Origin of the sequence: Bradyrhizobium sp. WBAH42, assembly GCF_024585265.1 — a bacterium.
Classification (GTDB): Bacteria; Pseudomonadota; Alphaproteobacteria; order Rhizobiales; family Xanthobacteraceae; genus Bradyrhizobium.
The window spans coordinates 8,178,612-8,195,079 of the sequence record NZ_CP036533.1 but is presented as its reverse complement, the minus strand read 5'-3'; the positions used below and the strand labels follow the sequence as shown (position 1 = coordinate 8,195,079).

Sequence of the window (16,468 nt, the reverse complement as noted above, 5' to 3'; positions counted from 1 at the left end):
TTAGCGTTCAGTGGCGCACCATGCCGCCGACCAATTCAGGTAGGTGCCCCGGTTATAGCTAGAGACACCATGAGTTTTATCGTATGAAAACGTCTTCTCTCGGACCGATTGCATTGGTGAATTCAAACCGTGTCGCTGTCTATAAAGCTATCGGATGTAGTCTGGCTTCGGCCGCCCTTTTTACCATTATGGTGGCGCTTATCAAAGGAATGGGTTCACAGTATCCAATTGGACAGATTTTGTTCGTTCGTAGCTTGTTCGCTATGGTCCCAACGTTGTGGTTGGCATATCGGCTGAGCGGATGGCAGGAGCTGCGCACTAGGCGGATTAGCGCTCATCTCTATCGCTCGGGTGCTGGCATATGCTCGATGTTCTTCACTTTCACCGCTCTCAGCATGATTCCGTTAGCAACAGTCATGGCGCTAAGCTATGTTGCACCGTTATTCGTTACGATCCTAGCTATTCTCATGCTTGGCGAAACCGTACCGCTCCATCGCTGGGCCGGCGTGATCATCGGCTTTGCTGGCGTTCTTTTGGTCGTTCATCCAGATGTTAGCGGCATCTCGCTCGGCGCTGTTCTGTCGCTGGCCGGCGCGTTGACTGCCGCCCTCGCGATGATTTTTATCCGCAGGATGGCTGATACCGAGTCAAGCACTGCGACCGCTTTCTATTTCACACTGGCGGGAGTCGTCGTTGGCGCAGCCACCTTGCCCTTTGCAAATGTTTGGCCAGAACTCGCTGATATACCGATTTTGATTGCTATCGGGCTCGTCGGCGGCATCGGGCAGATCCTCGTAACGATGGCTTACCAGTTGGGGGCTGCTTCGATGGTCGCGCCCTTCGGTTATGTCTCGTTAGTTTTCTCACTTGGTATCGGTTTTATTATCTGGGGTGAACTTCCTACCATGATCGAATTATTTGGTATCGTTGTTATAACTATCTCCGGCTTTGTCACTGCTTTCTACGAGCGACAACGATGAACTTTGCACTTCACAACGGGCTTTGCGGAGATCAAGAATGCCGACGGAACTCACCACGTAACCCTGACATCATTGCTGAGAGGAATGCGCTGCAGGCCATAGATTGCGCGGCTTTCAACAGCGTTCGCCGATCCTTCGGCTATGCAGCCGCCCGCCCAGCAGACGAATCTCTGTCACTACGCTCGCGAGATCCGCTTTGGGGCACTATCCTCTAAAATCATAAATAGAACTCTACGCCATGAAAGAGGATATCATATGGGCAATCATAGGTGGAGGACATGGTGGTCAATCCATGGCTGGTCATCTAGCCATCATGGGATGTCGCGTTAGATTGTACAATAGAACGGCGAGAACAATTGAAGAGATAAACAAACTTGGTGGGATTAATATTGACGGCGCTCTCCAAGGTTTTGGCGGACTTGAACTCGCGACTACGGACATCGGCGAAGCGCTCGCAGGGGCCCACGTTGTGGTGGTGGTCACCCCAGCAACCGCGCATGCTGAGGTAGCAACCAAGTGCGCTTCGCACTTGGTTGACGGGCAGATCGTTTTCCTTCATCCGGGTGCGATGTGCGGCGCTATAGAATTCCGCGAGATTCTCCGAAATGCGGGTTGCACCGCAAATATCCCCGTTGCGGAAAGCAATCATCTTCTCTACGCGTGCAGAAGTTCAAAACCTGGTTACGCCGAAATCCTTGCCATCAAGAAGGATGGATTACTTGCCACGTTGCCGGCAAACAAGAATCACGAAATCCTGGAATTGCTCAACGAGGTCTTCCCGCAGATTCGGGGTGGAAGAAATGTCCTGGAAACAGGCCTGTCCAATGGCGCTGTCATAATGCATCCGGCCCCCACGATCTTTAACCTCTCCATGATCGAATCTCAGCACGACTGGCTCTACTATTCAGAAGGTATCACCCCGACCATTGGAGCCTTTGCGGAAGATATCGACCAGGAACGCGTAGCTCTTGGCAAGTCGTTCGGCTTTGACTTGCCCTCTGTGCGCGAGCTGTACCGATTAATTTACGGCGTGCAGGGCGAAAGCCTTTCCGAAATTTGTCGCAAGACCCCGGCCTACGAGAAGATTAGGGGGCAGAAAGACCTGCGGACGAGATATATTCTTGAAGATATCCCGTTCGGCCTCGTTCCCATGATCGAATTGGGCAGGATGCAAGGATTGTCGATGAGCCGAATGAAGTTGATCGCAGAACTTGGCCAACATCTGCTAAGAGACAATTCATTCTTGTCACATGGGCGTACCCTGGCGAACCTGGGCCTCGGCAACATGACATCTGAAGAGTTTGCCATGTTCGTTCAAACGGGTGAGCGACCCGCTCCAACTCGGCCGCTATGGCTCTCAACCCGTTCAAGGAATTGTCCGCGGAGCGGGGATTGAGTGCTGAAAATGGCGATTAATCGCTCAACAGCGCTACAGAACGGTCGAGCTGCGCAGTGCGCAGGAGTAGTCAATAACAAGCCAGAGAAGATTGTTTTTGTCAGTTCTTTGGGCAACCCGCGGACAACGAATCTTGGTCGCTTGGCCACGAAATTACTGGCAAAGAGCAGTGCAGGAGAGAATTGATGAAGCGATACACAAATGCCGCCCAAAAGGGCGGCATTTGTTGCGACCTCCCCTCGCACGCAGAGGGTCATCTTAGCCCGCACCGAGAAGGGGAGGATCATCTCCTCTGCGCCGCAGCCTACGGCAAACGGATTACACTCGTGAGGCGGCGCAAGAGAACGTCTCCATTTTTACTATTCATTTCACCACAGCGTTTGTTGCTTGAGTGGCTTACGCGCCTCCCCGGTTCACCCCTTTTCCGAACTATCGAGAGTGTCTACGTTCAGGCACAAAAGAGCATGGACCGAATCAGACGTCTCCATTTCTTGCATAGGCAAGCTGCCTGATTTCTCCGCGCGCTCTCTTTCCGCTTCTGGTTACCAGAGTGTCTGTTGTTTGAGTGGCCGGCGCTCCGCCCGCATCTCGCGCCCATCAGGCTGATCGGCTGGATGAGCTGCTAACGGCGCGCATCCTTTCGCTTCGACTTTCACATTGGTTTGGAACGAACGCTATGTAAAGTTCATGCTCGCGGCCGAGCGTACGGTGTTACCCATACCTATTTTGCACTTGTATACTCTGCAGCGGACTTGCATCTAACTCTCGAGGACGCGGACGACAATTCCGTCATGCAGGAGATGATTTTATTGTCGCGTGAGACCGCTTTGTCACTGAATTGGTTCATGATCGGCTTCGCGAAAGCAGATCTACTCCCATGCTGAGGCCCCCGTTCAGCACCACCCGAAGATGCTTCGCGGCGGGACACGCCAAGTGACGGGCATCGGGGGAACTCGGAACTGTCTTTTGGCGACGCTGCCGCCAGCCGACTTCGATCTGCTGGCGCCATCATTGGAGACTGTTGCGCTCGCTCAGGACGAGGTGATTTCGCGAGAGGGTGACCGAGTCGACTATATCTTGTTCCCTCATAGTGGTGCCATCTCGCTGATGGTCGACTTTGCGGACGGCGAGACCGCTGCTACCGCTATAGTTGGGCGCGAAGGAGCAATAGGCACTCTTTCAGTGTTCGGACCAGCGCCTTGTGCGCTCACCGCAATCGTCCGTGCGGGAGGCATCGCCTCGCGAATCCCGGCACCGCGATTTCATGCCGCATTCGGCCGCAGCCCCGCAATCCGGCAAGCGATCCAGATCCACGTCAGGGCGATGCTGGCCCAGCTTCAACGCGGCGGAGCCTGCAATGCCCGGCATCCGGTGCAGGCACGGATGGCGCGTTGGCTTCTCCACATTCGCGACCGCATCGATGACGATGTGCTCCCGCTCACTCAGGAGGCGCTGTCGCAAATACTCGGCGTGCGACGAACGACGGTAACGTTACTGATGCGCCGTCTACGCGCGTTCGGAGCGATTAGATCCGAGCGACGAGGGCATATAGAGATAGATCGACTGAAGCTCGTCGCAGCGGCCTGCGAATGCCACGGCACCATGCGTCGCGAAGTTGAGGCGATCTTCTCGATGAAGGCGGCCTGTCCGTCCGCCGCGGTTCCGTCGTTCGGCGCAGGTGTGAACGATTAGCAACTCGGAGAATACTGACGCTTCGCGGACGGCTTATCTTAGATCGCGATCAGAAGGGTTGAATCCGAACAACTTCGGGCGCAAACCAAGACGCGCTCCATACCAAATCGCGGGGCGGCACTTTTTAAGTATTCTTTCGGCGTAGGCCGCAGCGTCACCGCGCGCGCCCTCTCTTTCCGCTTGCCCTGACCTCGCCCCCGGGGCTTAATCCAGTTTGAAGTTCGTTCTGGCCCACGACGAGGACCAGAGCATGAAGCGTAGCCGCTTTACGGAAGAGCAGATTATCGGGATCTTGAAGGAGCACGAGGCCGGGGTGTCGGTCGCCGATCTATGCCGCAAGCACGGCGTGAGGGCCCGACCCGACCACAGCCCCTCTCGTCGAGCAAGCCGGGAAAGCCATCTGGCGCGACCGATTAATCGACATCGGATCGTCATCGGCAATGGCGCCATCACGGTAACATTCGCAGATGCGGCAATACGGGGGGTCAATATTGCAGGCCGAATGACACTGATTCCCCCACTTTCAACCTGAAACACGTGACGGTGCTGCTCCAGCGGGGCCCGAAGGGCACCTTCACCAGCGCGCAATACCGCGCGATGGCTCAACTAGTGCGCGTGGCCTTGCAACAATATGGATTTGCCAGAATCGTATTCGACCTAGGAGCGTCGCCTTGGGCGCCCGACTGTTTGCCGGGTTATGACGAGCACCAGACGACGGTGACCGAGGCCATGCGCATACGTCCAACAAAGTGCGCGAAGATAATGGTGCGCAAGAAGCCTTTGCACCCGGTCATCAGGCAGAGGCGAACTGAGTTGCGGCAAGGACTTCAATGAGCGTTTTTCGTACCCTTTTCCGATTTGCTTTTCCCTCAGCGAGGCAGTTGCTGCGGTGGTACGACCCATTCCTGCCCACTGAACCGAAGTGGCTTGAACCTGCTCTGTGGGTCACGCTTTCGGCTTTGCCCCTGGCGCTGTACGCCATCATCCTCCTCTAGTTCGTCGTACATCCTATCAAGAGTGATGTCTGCCACGGGTTAGCACCGCAAAACGGCTGCACGGGCCAGCCATGCGCTTGGAGCCTGCAGAGCGTGGTAGCTTGACGGTGCCGCGAGGCGAATGGCCGCTACGTTGATCAACAAAAAGAAGGCGAGAACCATGAACCTCCGTGGCACGCTCGCTTTATGGCTGGGCTGGCTGAGGATCTATCTCTCAGTTCGGATCAGTCAATAAAGCAACAGGGGCCGTTACAGCGGCCCCTGTGTTCGTTGATCAACAATCAGGCGATACACGCAGCATGAGTCATACTGCAGCTCTCGTCAACTCGTAATGGAAGCTTAGCCGTCGGTAAGAGCGCTTCGTCCGCGCTGGATTTCAGAACGCTGACTCGCGCATTATGAGAACGAACAAAGCGGAATGGTCACGGCCTGTTCGCGGTTTGAGTCGGGTTTGGTCAGGGTGTGTGGGCAAGCAATAAAACTGTTGGGCCGCGCGGCTTCGCGTTTTGTTCCAGTGAAGCTATTGCCGTGAGTTGCGACGACAGTTTGCATACATTCGGAGTCGGCCAGTGGCGCCTGGCGAGCGATGAAGCTACAGTCACCGCTTCTGTGACAAAAATGGATTTGATGCGCCACCGCGCAGTAGATGACGATAGCCAGTTTCGGTCATCCATTGCGCGCGGAGCAGATGCGATTCCCATGCCCGTCGAGCCCGATGAGGTTCGGCATCCGGATCAATATGGAGCACCATTCTGGCTACTTCTTTCCAATCTGCTTCCTCAGCATTGGCATCAAGCAGTCGCAGGTACGTGATTATGTGCTCCTCATCGTAAACGGTGAGTTCTTCACATTCCGGGGCCTTATCGGCAACGTCGGGATGACGCGGCGGTCTTTGCATGAAATGCTTCCGTGAGGTAACTCATTTCCCACGAAAATAGCGGCCATTCTGAGGTGCGGAAGTCCCCAAGAAGGCATCGCGTGATGCGTCAAAGTACCAAATGGCCCTTGATGCGGACACGCCGGGATTCATTAGGCCCCAGCTCGCTACGCTCAGGAGCAAGGCGCCGCAGGGCGAGCAGCCGAAGACTCCTGAAGATGAAGCTGCAAAATCTGGGTTGGGCCCGGCAGTTGGCCGTCGCAGCTTCTGGCTGTTGACTCACCTAACGCTTCTGTTTCGGATTTTTCGCCATCTCGCTGACTTCTCGGGCAGTCATCATCTTCGGGGGCATTTTCGGGGACACGAGGCCCCCCTTTCTCCAGTCCGTGATCACTTCACCGTGCGTGTCGTCTCTTGTGTACACGATCTGACCCGCCCCGTATTCCTTTGGGTTTGCCGATATCGCTAGCTCGCAACTATCGCTCATGACGCTATCGAGGAAGTCATCGCGCGACTTCGATTGGTATCGCTTCTGGGAACGCAATAGGGCGAGCATCCCCGAGACGTAGGCGGTTGCTGGAGAAGTACCAAAACACTTCCCCTTCGGCCCAGTTCCGACGCATTCGGTCACCGACTTTTCGCGCAACTCGCCGCCTGGGGCCATCAGATACCACTTATGTTGAACGGTGCCGTAGTTGCTGAATGTGGAGCGCTCACCCGCGCTGTTGACCGATCCGACGGCGACAATGTCTGGATGGGCGGCGGGAAAGTTGAACGCAGTGGTGCGGCGCTCATTCCCTGTAGCGGCTACATAGATTGGAGGACCATCGGCAGCGGAGAAAGGCGCTTGAGCAATCCCTTCCAGCATTTTTCGAAAAGCGACCATCCTGGTCTTGAAGGTGGCCCCACAGCCGGGGCACTCCAACGGGATATCACGCAGGCCAAGGCTCAAGTTGATGATGTGCGCCCGACAATCGTACGCGGCCATCGGAATAGCGGCGAGCAAGTCCCACAGGGTTACGTTGCCCCATTTGCCGGTTGCCCGAACCGCCTGAATCACCGCATTCGGCGCGACTGCATTGATAAGTGTTGCCATCGCGGTGCCGTGCCCGTCGTCATCGCCGGGTACAGGGTACGGTCCTGCTTCGAGGTAGCTCGCCTGAGCGATTCCGGCTCTCGGGCACAGACCGCTATCGATGATGGCAATCCGAATGCCCGCACCGGTATCGTCAGCGGATCTCTGGTCAAGCTTCATTTGCCTGAGATACTGCGCGTGTTTGCCGTCAAGCTTGAGTGGAACACCGATGCCCGATAGCGTGAAAATCTCATTTGGCTCTGCGCCAATGACAAGGCCGTGCTCCTCGGACTCGCCGTTGTGCCGATCCAGGATGCGATTGGCGACCGCCATTTCGTCTCCTCTACGAACCGATACTAGATGATAGCCGTATCGATGCCTCGAAAGCCGCTCGCGACTTGCTGGACCGAGCCGATCGATCAGGGCGCCGACATAACTGCAGCCGAGATTGGCCGGTCCGCTGCTACTCAGTTGCTGGATCGCTCTCTCTCCGCGCACATCACAATTAGGAATTGTAAGGACGAGAGTCGCTTTCGCACGCACATGGACGACAACGATGGCGATGCCAATTGCCGCAGTGGCAAGAAATAGCCATAACGCGGCGGAACCTAACCCTGCCGTCTTGTCCCCGATCACGAATAGCACGAGGACCGGAATGGCCGCGGAGATAAGGACGACCGCCGCCGCCGTCAGTAAAACGATGGTCCGATTGCGGCCGCAGAGCATTCGAACCTCGCCCTGATTTCAGAATGCGATCCGATACAATGCACCAGTCTCCGGATAGTCTTTGCGGATGAGAACGTTCTCTTTGACGAGGTTGGACAGAAGATCGCCCAAGCCCACCGGCGGGAATTGCGGAGGCTCTCTCTCTCTGAAATAAGCCTCAATATCTTGCTCACCAACCCCGTCCTTGTGATCGCGCTGTTTTTCTGCAATCGCGGTGCACACTAGCCGCTCTGCTGGACCCAGGCGATGCACGTTAGCCGCCAGCTTTTCCAAAGTTTCGATCGCCGAGTCAGCGGCGATGGCCCAGGTAATCCCTGTAGCGTCATGCGCGGCAATGACGAGCTTCACGGTACATACGGCAAGCGGCCAGATCGTCCCTTTGACGTTGAGTGATATCCCGAGCACGACAACGTGTGTCTCACCCTGTTCGTCTTTGGAGACCGTGTCTTTGGACGCGGTGCTGGCAATCCTTTCGATCTGTCCAGCAACCTTTTTCCGGATGCCAGCGATTTGATCGGCGTTGGCGCCTTTCGTTTGGAGCAGGGCCTGAAGCCCGCTCTCCTCCATGAAACGATCGACCGGATCTGATGGGCTGTTTGGCGGGTTCATTTGAATCCCCCTTAACTGATTGAAACCCAAATTTCCTACTGTCGAAGCACGGCACAACAAAAAAGGGCCCGCATTGACGGCACCGCATCTAAGGCGGCGCGAGAGAGGCACCACTTCGGGCGGCTCGCTGGGCGCGAGTATGGTTGCGCCAATGCGCGTTCCAGTCAATGACAAAACGAGGTGTAATGCCGCGGCGGCTATCGGCACGTCCACCCGGCTCGTTCGATTGGTAAGCAAGAACCGCACTGGCGGTGCGCTGATGCGTTGCGGTCGCTCCGGTCACGACGACTGCGGTAAATTGGCGCCTTGTCTGCCAGATAATTTCAAGTTGTAGTCGAGGAATATTCGCTCCTCGACGGTACTACGACAGGTGTGCTTACGCATCACTTGATCGCCCTTGGGATTTACTGAGGTCGCAATTTTAAGGGAGCGCGCGCTGCGCGTATCGGGCGGGTGAGCGCCGAAGGGGCGCTTGCACCCCTCAGAAGGCAAAGGACTTCATCTGACCTGGAGGGAGGATTGGTTATGAAGCATCTTTCGGCTGCGTTTCTCGTCGCGGTTTGCTTTGCTCCAACGGCTGCTAAGGCTGTCTGCGATCCCATAGAGTTTCAGGTTCAGGACTATGAGCATTTGACACGGGACGATGTTTTCGCAGCTTCATTTTTCTCACATTTATCGCAGAGTCAGTTCGACACTGTGAAAAAGAACTTCGCGACCTCAGGCAAGTACGCAAAGCTGTTCGAAGGCGATGTCAACTATGACGAGTATAAGCGCCGAGTTGAGCGCATGATCTCTACGCAAGACATCCGCATAAATTCTTCTTCTGCACTGAATTATGTCTCTCAGAGGCTATCGCCTGTCGCTCAGGAATCATATTCGCTTTGCCTCGAACGCGACCCGGGTGTTTTGGGGCTGAATATATGGCTGAGCAAGCCCCGCCAGGGATCATACTACACGCTCAAAGCCAGATGGGTCGGCGGCGAAAATGACGCCGGAACGCTGACCAGCAAGGTAGAGGACGGCACAAAGATCATTTCCGAACTACCGCAGAGTTGGTCGCGCGCATACACCTATGAAATCACCGTCAAGAAGGAAAGTTGCGCTTCGGACGGTGCACTCATATTGAGAGTAAATAATGATTCGAAGAATTACGTCTTGCTTGGTGACGCCCCAACACCTCAATTCGCGACAGAAACAATAAGATATACCAAAATTGCGGGAACGGCCTCCGGTGGAAACTGGGCGCCCGATAAAGCCGTCGATACACAGTGCATTTCGCCGACTAAGCCGGGAGCTCGACTCGATCCGAGCAGCGCATATTTTGTCGACGTGAAACGCAGTGAGGAGGGGCGGACCTCGGTTAAGTGGACATCGCAAACTCCTGATAGCGTTTGCTGGGAGGTTAGCGCGTGGACAGGCGCGAAGGAACACGCAGTGACAGTGTCGGCAGGCGCGGCGGTTAATCAGTTGGTGCCTCTTGGTCCGAGGGCATGCGACAAGCTGCAGTAACCTTTGCGAAGCACTAATGGCCGATCACTAGCCCGTGAATATCTGCACCGCGCTAAGTGGAAGAATACATTAATACCGGAATGCACGAGACTGCTTGGCTTGTTCAGGGAGTGTGCTCATGCATTGTTTCACACGAGGAATACGGATCACACTCTTAGTCGTGGTCGCACTCCTATCATCCGTACTGACCGCGACAAGCAGCATAGCAGCCAATGGGGCAGCCGAATTAGCTAGGAGGACGGACTACTGGCGCACACGGTTGCCATTCTGTAACTGGCCGGGTGTCGCTCCATATCCATCGAAGTACGAAGCCGATGTATTGTTTGACGATCCGGATCCTTTGAACGGACAGTGCAACGACGGTGATGGTGTAATCTTCAACGGTGTGCTGTGCGCATCGGGCGATGATCGAGGATGCGACGCAGTCCGGCGCTCACAAGCTGCGAACGGTCAATTTTGGAGATCGCCGAGAAAGGTAGGTGGGGCGCTCTCTGGGGACGAGACGGGCTTCAGTCCCGACCATGTCCTAGGCGTGTGGGCATACATTGCCCACAAAAAAGATGTTACTGCGTTCCGAAATTGGATCAACTGGATCGATGGCCAGCCACGGCCACGCGTCTGCGAAGATGACAAATGCACGTTTGTCCCAAGCACTTGTCCAATGTTGGACTTACTGGCGCTACTTCTCCTCGAATCCAATAAGGTTTGCGATCCTCAGCATAAACTCATGGACGCATCGTATAAAGGGGTCGCCGATATTCAACAGCGGTTCCACGATGCTGTAACGCGGCTTTATGGGTTGCCTGGGGCCGATGCCCTTCGGCCTGTAGTTGAGCCGATAAAGGCCTCTTTTGACACGAGCATCGACGCTTTAATCAAAGCAAACGCGAAAGCGGAAGAAATACGTATCCAGGTCGCTACGTATGCACGTGCTATGGCAGGATCTGCTAGCTTGGTCGTTACAATCAACGCGTTGGTAAACGATCCCGGGCCGCCTCAATGGGACGCCGCTGTCGAGGTTCTTCTCTTAAAGAAATTCGTCGGCCTGAATGTTCCGGGATTCTCAGAAGCTGCCACGGCTCTCACTCTTAAGCAGCCTCAAAATCCGTTCTTTGAATACGCCGCACACGGACCAACTGATCGTATGCTTGGTCAGATTCTTTCAAAGTGTCCTGCTCCAGAAAATGATCCCCCTCATCCGCGCTTCCAATGGGCATGGGAGCGTACCGATGATGAGAAGCCTCCTCCGTGGGAGAGCACAATGTACTGGGACTGCTTGGCCGTGGCAAACTTTTACAAGAACGGGCCCGTAGATGCTCGTGGACTGAGCGCGCCCGACCTCAGCGATCCGGTCAAACAGGCCAGTGCTGCGGTGGCAAATGCCGGTGCCGCCGCTAATTCGATAGTTAAGTCGATCGATGATTTGATCAAAGAGTGTCAGAAGCTTTCGGGGAAATGTGCGGTCGCACTCCTGACAGCGCCACTTAAAAAAATGCAGCAGGAGGCGGAGCACGCCCTCGACCAAATCTCGAAAGGGCAAGTTCCGACTCCAATTGCGGCGCCGACGATTGCCCTGCCGTCCGTTAAAGGTGTGCCAAAGGTGGTGCCAACCCCAAGTATGGACCCCCGGCCGCCAGTACCTGGGTGCCCATGTTCCGGGCGACGGTTCTGTCCGTGCAGGTGAAGCGACCGAACTTCTGCAAGAAGCGAGCGGCTAAACTCCCCAATGGATAGCCCCCTGCGCTGCATCGTCGGTCTACGAGGACCGGGGTTAGAATTGGATGCGGTCGGCATGTCGCTTGATGTTATCGACAAGGCCATCGCTAGTTGGACATTGAGCGGGGTTTAAAATGGCTGTCTCGACACGTTCCACGTAGGGCGGAAGGTAGTCCTCAAGCTTCGCTGACGGCGGCGCTATTATATCTTTCTCGGTCCGCCATCTAACTAACGCTTCCCGTCTTTCGACTCTGAGCCGATGCACGATACCAATGCCGTTGCTAATGTCACACTGGTAATCATCCAGGAGCATTTTCTCAACTACCCGTGCTCGTTGCTCGTTTTTGAAATCTCTTACCACTCCCTTTGAATTGGGGAAGCGCTCCAACGAAGGACTCCCATCTGGCGATCGTGTAGAAATGTGGTCCACCAAGGCGTTATCGGTCTTGACGATCTCGAACGCATAAATGCCTGCACCTTCGATCTTCCCGATCTTCTCAAATATCTTCTCAGCAGCCGCCCTGTCTGCAGGACCGATTTTCTCCAGTAACTTCGCCTTAGTTTCCTCGTACATTAAGTGCGAGCTGATTCCGCGGAGATCGGCCGCTTCGAAGGACGTTTCCCTGTCTGAAACTATGCCAAATAGGCTGACAAATCGGAGACGCGCCGCACGAAACATAGCTTGCGAAATATCTGCACCATCGAGTGATGCAGAGTCTAGCAGGCCTGTATCAAACCGAGACCGACTTAGGCGCGCCCCCTGCAACTGCACCCCACGCAAATCAGCAGCGTCCAGTGCCGCAAACTCTAGATTTACCCCAATCGCAATCGCATTTTCAGCGAACACTCCATACATGTCTGACCAGGACAGATCTGCCCCGACCAACTTCGCATCTCGCAAAGTTGAAGAGTCGAATTCCGCTCCAACCCCGCGCGCCCCGCTTAAATCGGCATCCATGAGATTTGACGCAAGGAAAGATGCGTGCGTGATATCCGACCGCGATAGATTTGCGCCACGGAGATTGGCATACTTGAAGACGGTACGGCACGTATTCTTGGGCACGACTTGAACGTACCCGTGACGCGTTCCCTCCGAGGCCAACTCGCCCGCACACCCATCAGCGGAATTCTGCGGAAGGCCGGACGCGTTGGCGAAGGATAAGTCCGCGCCCGGCAGCCAGGCACCCGTTAAGTTTGCGCCGCGGAGACTTGCCCCTCTCAAATCGGTTCCGCGCAAGTCGGCGTATCTAAGATCACGAGCGGTGAGATCAACGCCTGTGCCATACCGCTTCCAGGCGTCGACAGCGCCTAGGGCTTTCTCCTGTGATTCTGTGGGCGCCGACCGCAACAACTTAGCTCCGCTAAGGCGGAGATTTCTGTGCATTCCCACGATCGACAGCGGAGATTCAAACAGCGCGTACGTCGGCAGAAACACGTCACGATTTCTTCCCTCCAGTGGCAATCCAAACAGGTAAGACTCTGCCGTTGGCACCTCAGTTGGCACGCGCATGGACGAGGGCACGTGCCTCAGCACGAATTTCTCGGTGAATTCGTGCGGAACAGTCGCCACAAACGTAGAAAAGACGATGAACGGAATTCCAACGACGAAAGATGTCGCTATCCAGACTGAAGGATGCATCTTCCGAAAGGTCATTCTTAAGAAAAATGCAACGAGGCCGACATCGAGCAGGAGGATTAAACGCTGGCACCAAGTTGCCGACACCGAATGGAACGGTAGGAATCTGCACTGCATTACTGTGAGCACAAACAGCGGCATGATAGCGACGGTAGCGACTAGACCAGTCCGCGCCATCGCCCATTGGGAGAACCGCCGACTCCTCGTTGCTTCCACAAGCGGTCCGCTTGGTCCCAACAATCGTTGAAACTCGCGCTCTGATTGCGGAGCGGCCAGATGATCAATCATATCGTCAAGGAATGCAATGCGCCGACTAAGAGCAACGAGAGTCAGCAACAGATAGGCGTGAAGAAAAAGTAGCAATATGGGAGCGAGGATATAAAACCCCACAAGGCCAACATTGATGTTTATCAGCGGCAGCGCGATCGATCTGTCCAAGATGAACTGCTCGTCTGTCGTTCCTTCGACAATGACAAGCAGATACGCAGCAAACGTCGCAAATCCAACGATCGAAAGCCATGCCCTTGAATTTATTCCTTCGGACGCGCTCCGCAATTGAGTAAGTCGTTCGATTGAATCTGACATAATTATCGCCCCAAACCACCGGAACCCGTCACCGACCACATGCAGGCTTGCGCCCCACACTAGGCAGACGAACTCTCCTGCTCGCGCGTATCACGTAGCACTTCAAGGAATTCACCCCATTCTTCGAGCGAAGCAGAACTCTTAGCCAAGTTGCAGCCGACGTGAGTTAGGTGAACATTATCGGAGTTATAAGCCTTATTCATGCTGTCGACCCGGTCCGCGGACACTCGCAGCAAGGGATTCTCCTCACCTGGCACGATACGCCCGCTGCATAGACAGCATGTACCTTGCTGCCGCCGCCACAGCTCATTGAGGAGTTTGAACAGGTCCGAGAAGCTCAGCGAGCTGCGCTCTGGGTAGACGCCCGTGCGCTCGGTGCCTGCACGCGCCACCGAATTCACGATGTTGCCTACGAGCCGAGTTAGGTCTTGGTTCAAGAGCTGATCTTCAGGAATCGTATGCAGTCGTCGCTCGATGAAGGGCGGAATGTCTACGGCGGTTAGTTCAAGTGCCAATAACGTCTCACGATCGGCGTCCTCGACTGCCATAGGTCTTCCCCGTGTCGTGGGGTTAGCGAACCTTCGATACGTTGCCGCCATGCATGCCTTTGCCTCCGGGAAGCCGGAGAATGTCCAACAGCGGATAATCGGCATCGACAACTTCCATCGACCGGGATGCGTCTGTTGCGCACGTTTCCAGGTCTCCGGTTCGACCAATTCTCCGGTGGCTACGATGATGTTTGGCGCCACGTCCACAATCGACATGAGCCGTCGTCGATGTGCCGGATCTAACGTGTCTTTGGGATTGCCGGTGCCGACCGTGATCACAAGGTCTCTGCCGCGGGTATAGACGCTGCCGAACCTGTTCGCCACGCCGGGCTGTGAAAACGACAGGGCCGGCCACAACGGCCCAGCCGGTCCCCACTCACTCTTAGCGTAAAGGCGGGTGTCAGGCCCGATAATGTCTTTCAGAACCATCGAAGTGCGCCTGTCGTCAAATTAAGGGGGCAAAATGGCCCCAAATGAAATCCAGAAAATTGAGCCCGGCGAACAGTGCATGCTAAGATAGCATCATGGCACAACCCGACGAGCTTTCCTTCGACTTTCTGACGGGCCGTGAGGGCGACTTTCATGGAAACTACCACACGCTAAGAGCTCCGTCCGCGTCGTCCATCAAGGGTCGAGACGAGCGGCAAAGCCGCCCTTGACGCACGACGCGCCCGGCGCGTGTTGCTCGGCATCACCAATGCCGGAGACCCGGCATGGGCGCCGCAGGCTTTCGCGGGCCTCTCGTCATCCACGCGAGGCAGGTGTTAAGGCAAACGCAGCGAAAGCGTGGTACCCGCGCTCATGGCGGTCCTGCCACACTGGAAGGCACAAATCCCCGCCGACCGGATGGTTCTTGGGCAACGCTGACAGTTAAGCGTGAAATGGAGAATTACTTGCACCCAGACGCTATTAAAGAGGCCACCGGTCACGACATTTCCTTCACCGATGATTGCGATGTGCCGTCTTTGCTTGCGGAAGCTGTTCATACGGCAAGTGAATCGTAACCGGCATGAGCTCCCACGTCTGCAGTGATCAGCGCGCGCGAGCGTAGCGGGTCGGCATCCAGTACTGGCGCATGGCCTCGACGACGTCCGGAATGTCGGTATGGGCGTTGCGCAGGAATTCCTTTGTAGATCGTCGCCTCGGAAACACCGTGCTTGCGAGCCAGGTCGGCTGTCTTCGCCCCAGCCTCATGCTCCTTCAATACCGCGATAATCTGCTCTTCCGTGAACCTTGCTCGCTTCATCTGTCCGTCCTTCTTCGGGCCGGACTCTAACTCCTTCTGGAGGAAATACGCAGTGGCAGGTCAGGACCTCTTCAATACTGCTGCACGCAAACCTCCACCGACCTCTCCGACGCAAGCGGAATGGGTGGGACCTGGGCAACTCGCCCCCGCTCCCGCGGCCAGCATTGCGTCTATCGGTGGAGACGCACCGCAAGTGCCGGTTCCTAACCGAGGGTACCGCGAAGGTGAAAAAGACCGCACGGCGGCGCATGGGCAAAGATAGCACCGCCAGTTTAAACGAGAGCGGGACCGCGCGGCCCAGGAGAGCCGAATCCTTGATGCGGGCGCGGAGTTGCTGCGCTCCGCACCGGCCGCGCCTTCTCAGCCGCCTCACGCCGAGGTTAAGGTAGCTGATCCTACGTCCGATCTTGTTCCGGACACCGCTGTCATGTCGGCGGCCCCTATCTCTGCGCAGGCCCATCGGCCCACGCCCAGCCAGGTCGATGTTGAGCAACTTCTCGCGGCCGCGCCGGCAAACGATGTGACGACTTCGTACGAACCTCCGAGCATGCCGATCGGCTTACGCTCGCGGAGGCTGATAACGAGGCGGCGAGCCGGACGGCAACTTCTGCTGATGATGCTGGCGATTCTCCATCTTAAGCTCGAGCCGCTCGCTTCGCCACGCGGTGAGATTGCGATGCTGAAGCGCGCTACACTGGGCAGGATACCTGACGCGCCGTGTGACGGAAAGAGTCCAGGCGACGGTATAGCCAAGTGGCCACACGTACAAAGGTTCCGCGCGTCTGCGCTTACTTTAGGCGCTGCTTTACACCAACATTCGACTAGGATGGCAGGCTCCTTTGGGATGGGACTGTCATCATGCGGTACAGAGTGCTCGT

10 protein-coding genes and 2 pseudogenes are annotated in these 16,468 nt (G+C 55.9%); 6 read left to right on the top strand and 6 right to left on the bottom strand.

The features are described from left to right. The first annotated feature begins 83 nt into the window (after positions 1-83). The 4 genes and pseudogenes from DCG74_RS38235 to DCG74_RS39185 all read left to right on the top strand — a co-directional run. Positions 84-980 (top strand): DMT family transporter, encoded by an 897-nt coding sequence (locus DCG74_RS38235; protein ID WP_172789695.1) that lies wholly within the window; start codon positions 84-86, stop codon positions 978-980. Positions 981-1,218: 238 nt separating this feature from the next. Further along, positions 1,219-2,376: an NAD/NADP-dependent octopine/nopaline dehydrogenase family protein gene (locus tag DCG74_RS38230; RefSeq protein WP_172789694.1), complete on the top strand. Its 1,158-nt coding sequence runs from the start codon at positions 1,219-1,221 to the stop codon at positions 2,374-2,376. 909 nt (positions 2,377-3,285) lie between these two features. Further along, positions 3,286-4,068: a Crp/Fnr family transcriptional regulator gene (locus DCG74_RS38225; RefSeq protein ID WP_172789693.1), complete on the top strand. Its 783-nt coding sequence runs from the start codon at positions 3,286-3,288 to the stop codon at positions 4,066-4,068. Between the two features lie 250 nt (positions 4,069-4,318). Next, positions 4,319-4,417: pseudogene (locus DCG74_RS39185) on the top strand (transposase); the annotation flags it as partial. Positions 4,418-5,661: 1,244 nt separating this feature from the next. Here the strand turns inward: DCG74_RS39185 and DCG74_RS38215 are convergent. The 3 genes from DCG74_RS38215 to DCG74_RS38205 all read right to left on the bottom strand — a co-directional run bounded on the left by DCG74_RS38215 (position 5,662) and on the right by DCG74_RS38205 (position 8,350). Continuing rightward, positions 5,662-5,961, bottom strand: coding sequence for a DNA -binding domain-containing protein (locus tag DCG74_RS38215; RefSeq protein ID WP_172789692.1), 300 nt, complete (start codon positions 5,959-5,961; stop codon positions 5,662-5,664). A 262-nt stretch (positions 5,962-6,223) separates the two neighbouring features. Next, on the bottom strand, positions 6,224-7,741 hold the full coding sequence (locus DCG74_RS38210) for a S8/S53 family peptidase (RefSeq protein ID WP_172789691.1): 1,518 nt from the start codon (positions 7,739-7,741) through the stop codon (positions 6,224-6,226). Between the two features lie 18 nt (positions 7,742-7,759). After that, positions 7,760-8,350 (bottom strand): hypothetical protein, encoded by a 591-nt coding sequence (locus DCG74_RS38205; protein ID WP_172789690.1) that lies wholly within the window; start codon positions 8,348-8,350, stop codon positions 7,760-7,762. A gap of 525 nt (positions 8,351-8,875) precedes the next feature. On the opposite strand from DCG74_RS38205, the gene DCG74_RS38200 reads away from it, so the two are divergent. After that, positions 8,876-9,859, top strand: coding sequence for a hypothetical protein (locus DCG74_RS38200; protein ID WP_172789689.1), 984 nt, complete (start codon positions 8,876-8,878; stop codon positions 9,857-9,859). 727 nt (positions 9,860-10,586) lie between these two features. Continuing rightward, positions 10,587-11,543, top strand: coding sequence for a hypothetical protein (locus tag DCG74_RS38195; RefSeq protein WP_172789688.1), 957 nt, complete (start codon positions 10,587-10,589; stop codon positions 11,541-11,543). A gap of 87 nt (positions 11,544-11,630) precedes the next feature. Here the strand turns inward: DCG74_RS38195 and DCG74_RS38190 are convergent, their stop codons facing one another. The 3 genes and pseudogenes from DCG74_RS38190 to DCG74_RS38180 form a co-directional block, all read right to left on the bottom strand. After that, entirely contained in the window at positions 11,631-13,796 is a 2,166-nt protein-coding gene (locus DCG74_RS38190) for a pentapeptide repeat-containing protein (protein ID WP_172789687.1), read from the bottom strand. A 59-nt stretch (positions 13,797-13,855) separates the two neighbouring features. Next, positions 13,856-14,773, bottom strand: a complete 918-nt coding sequence (locus tag DCG74_RS38185) for a hypothetical protein (RefSeq protein ID WP_172789686.1) — start codon at positions 14,771-14,773, stop codon at positions 13,856-13,858. A 700-nt stretch (positions 14,774-15,473) separates the two neighbouring features. After that, positions 15,474-15,590, bottom strand: a pseudogene (locus DCG74_RS38180) (transposase); the annotation flags it as partial. Positions 15,591-16,468 lie beyond the last annotated feature (878 nt).

Bases quoted from the DNA above. Each gene is read 5' to 3' on its own strand.
- DCG74_RS38235 (WP_172789695.1), top strand. From the start codon at position 84: ATGAAAACGTCTTCTCTCGGACCGATTGCATTGGTGAATTCAAACCGT.
- DCG74_RS38230 (WP_172789694.1), top strand. From the start codon at position 1,219: ATGAAAGAGGATATCATATGGGCAATCATAGGTGGAGGACATGGTGGT.
- DCG74_RS38225 (WP_172789693.1), top strand. From the start codon at position 3,286: ATGCTTCGCGGCGGGACACGCCAAGTGACGGGCATCGGGGGAACTCGG.
- DCG74_RS38215 (WP_172789692.1), bottom strand. From the start codon at position 5,961: ATGCAAAGACCGCCGCGTCATCCCGACGTTGCCGATAAGGCCCCGGAA.
- DCG74_RS38210 (WP_172789691.1), bottom strand. From the start codon at position 7,741: ATGCTCTGCGGCCGCAATCGGACCATCGTTTTACTGACGGCGGCGGCG.
- DCG74_RS38205 (WP_172789690.1), bottom strand. From the start codon at position 8,350: ATGAACCCGCCAAACAGCCCATCAGATCCGGTCGATCGTTTCATGGAG.
- DCG74_RS38200 (WP_172789689.1), top strand. From the start codon at position 8,876: ATGAAGCATCTTTCGGCTGCGTTTCTCGTCGCGGTTTGCTTTGCTCCA.
- DCG74_RS38195 (WP_172789688.1), top strand. From the start codon at position 10,587: ATGGACGCATCGTATAAAGGGGTCGCCGATATTCAACAGCGGTTCCAC.
- DCG74_RS38190 (WP_172789687.1), bottom strand. From the start codon at position 13,796: ATGTCAGATTCAATCGAACGACTTACTCAATTGCGGAGCGCGTCCGAA.
- DCG74_RS38185 (WP_172789686.1), bottom strand. From the start codon at position 14,773: ATGGTTCTGAAAGACATTATCGGGCCTGACACCCGCCTTTACGCTAAG.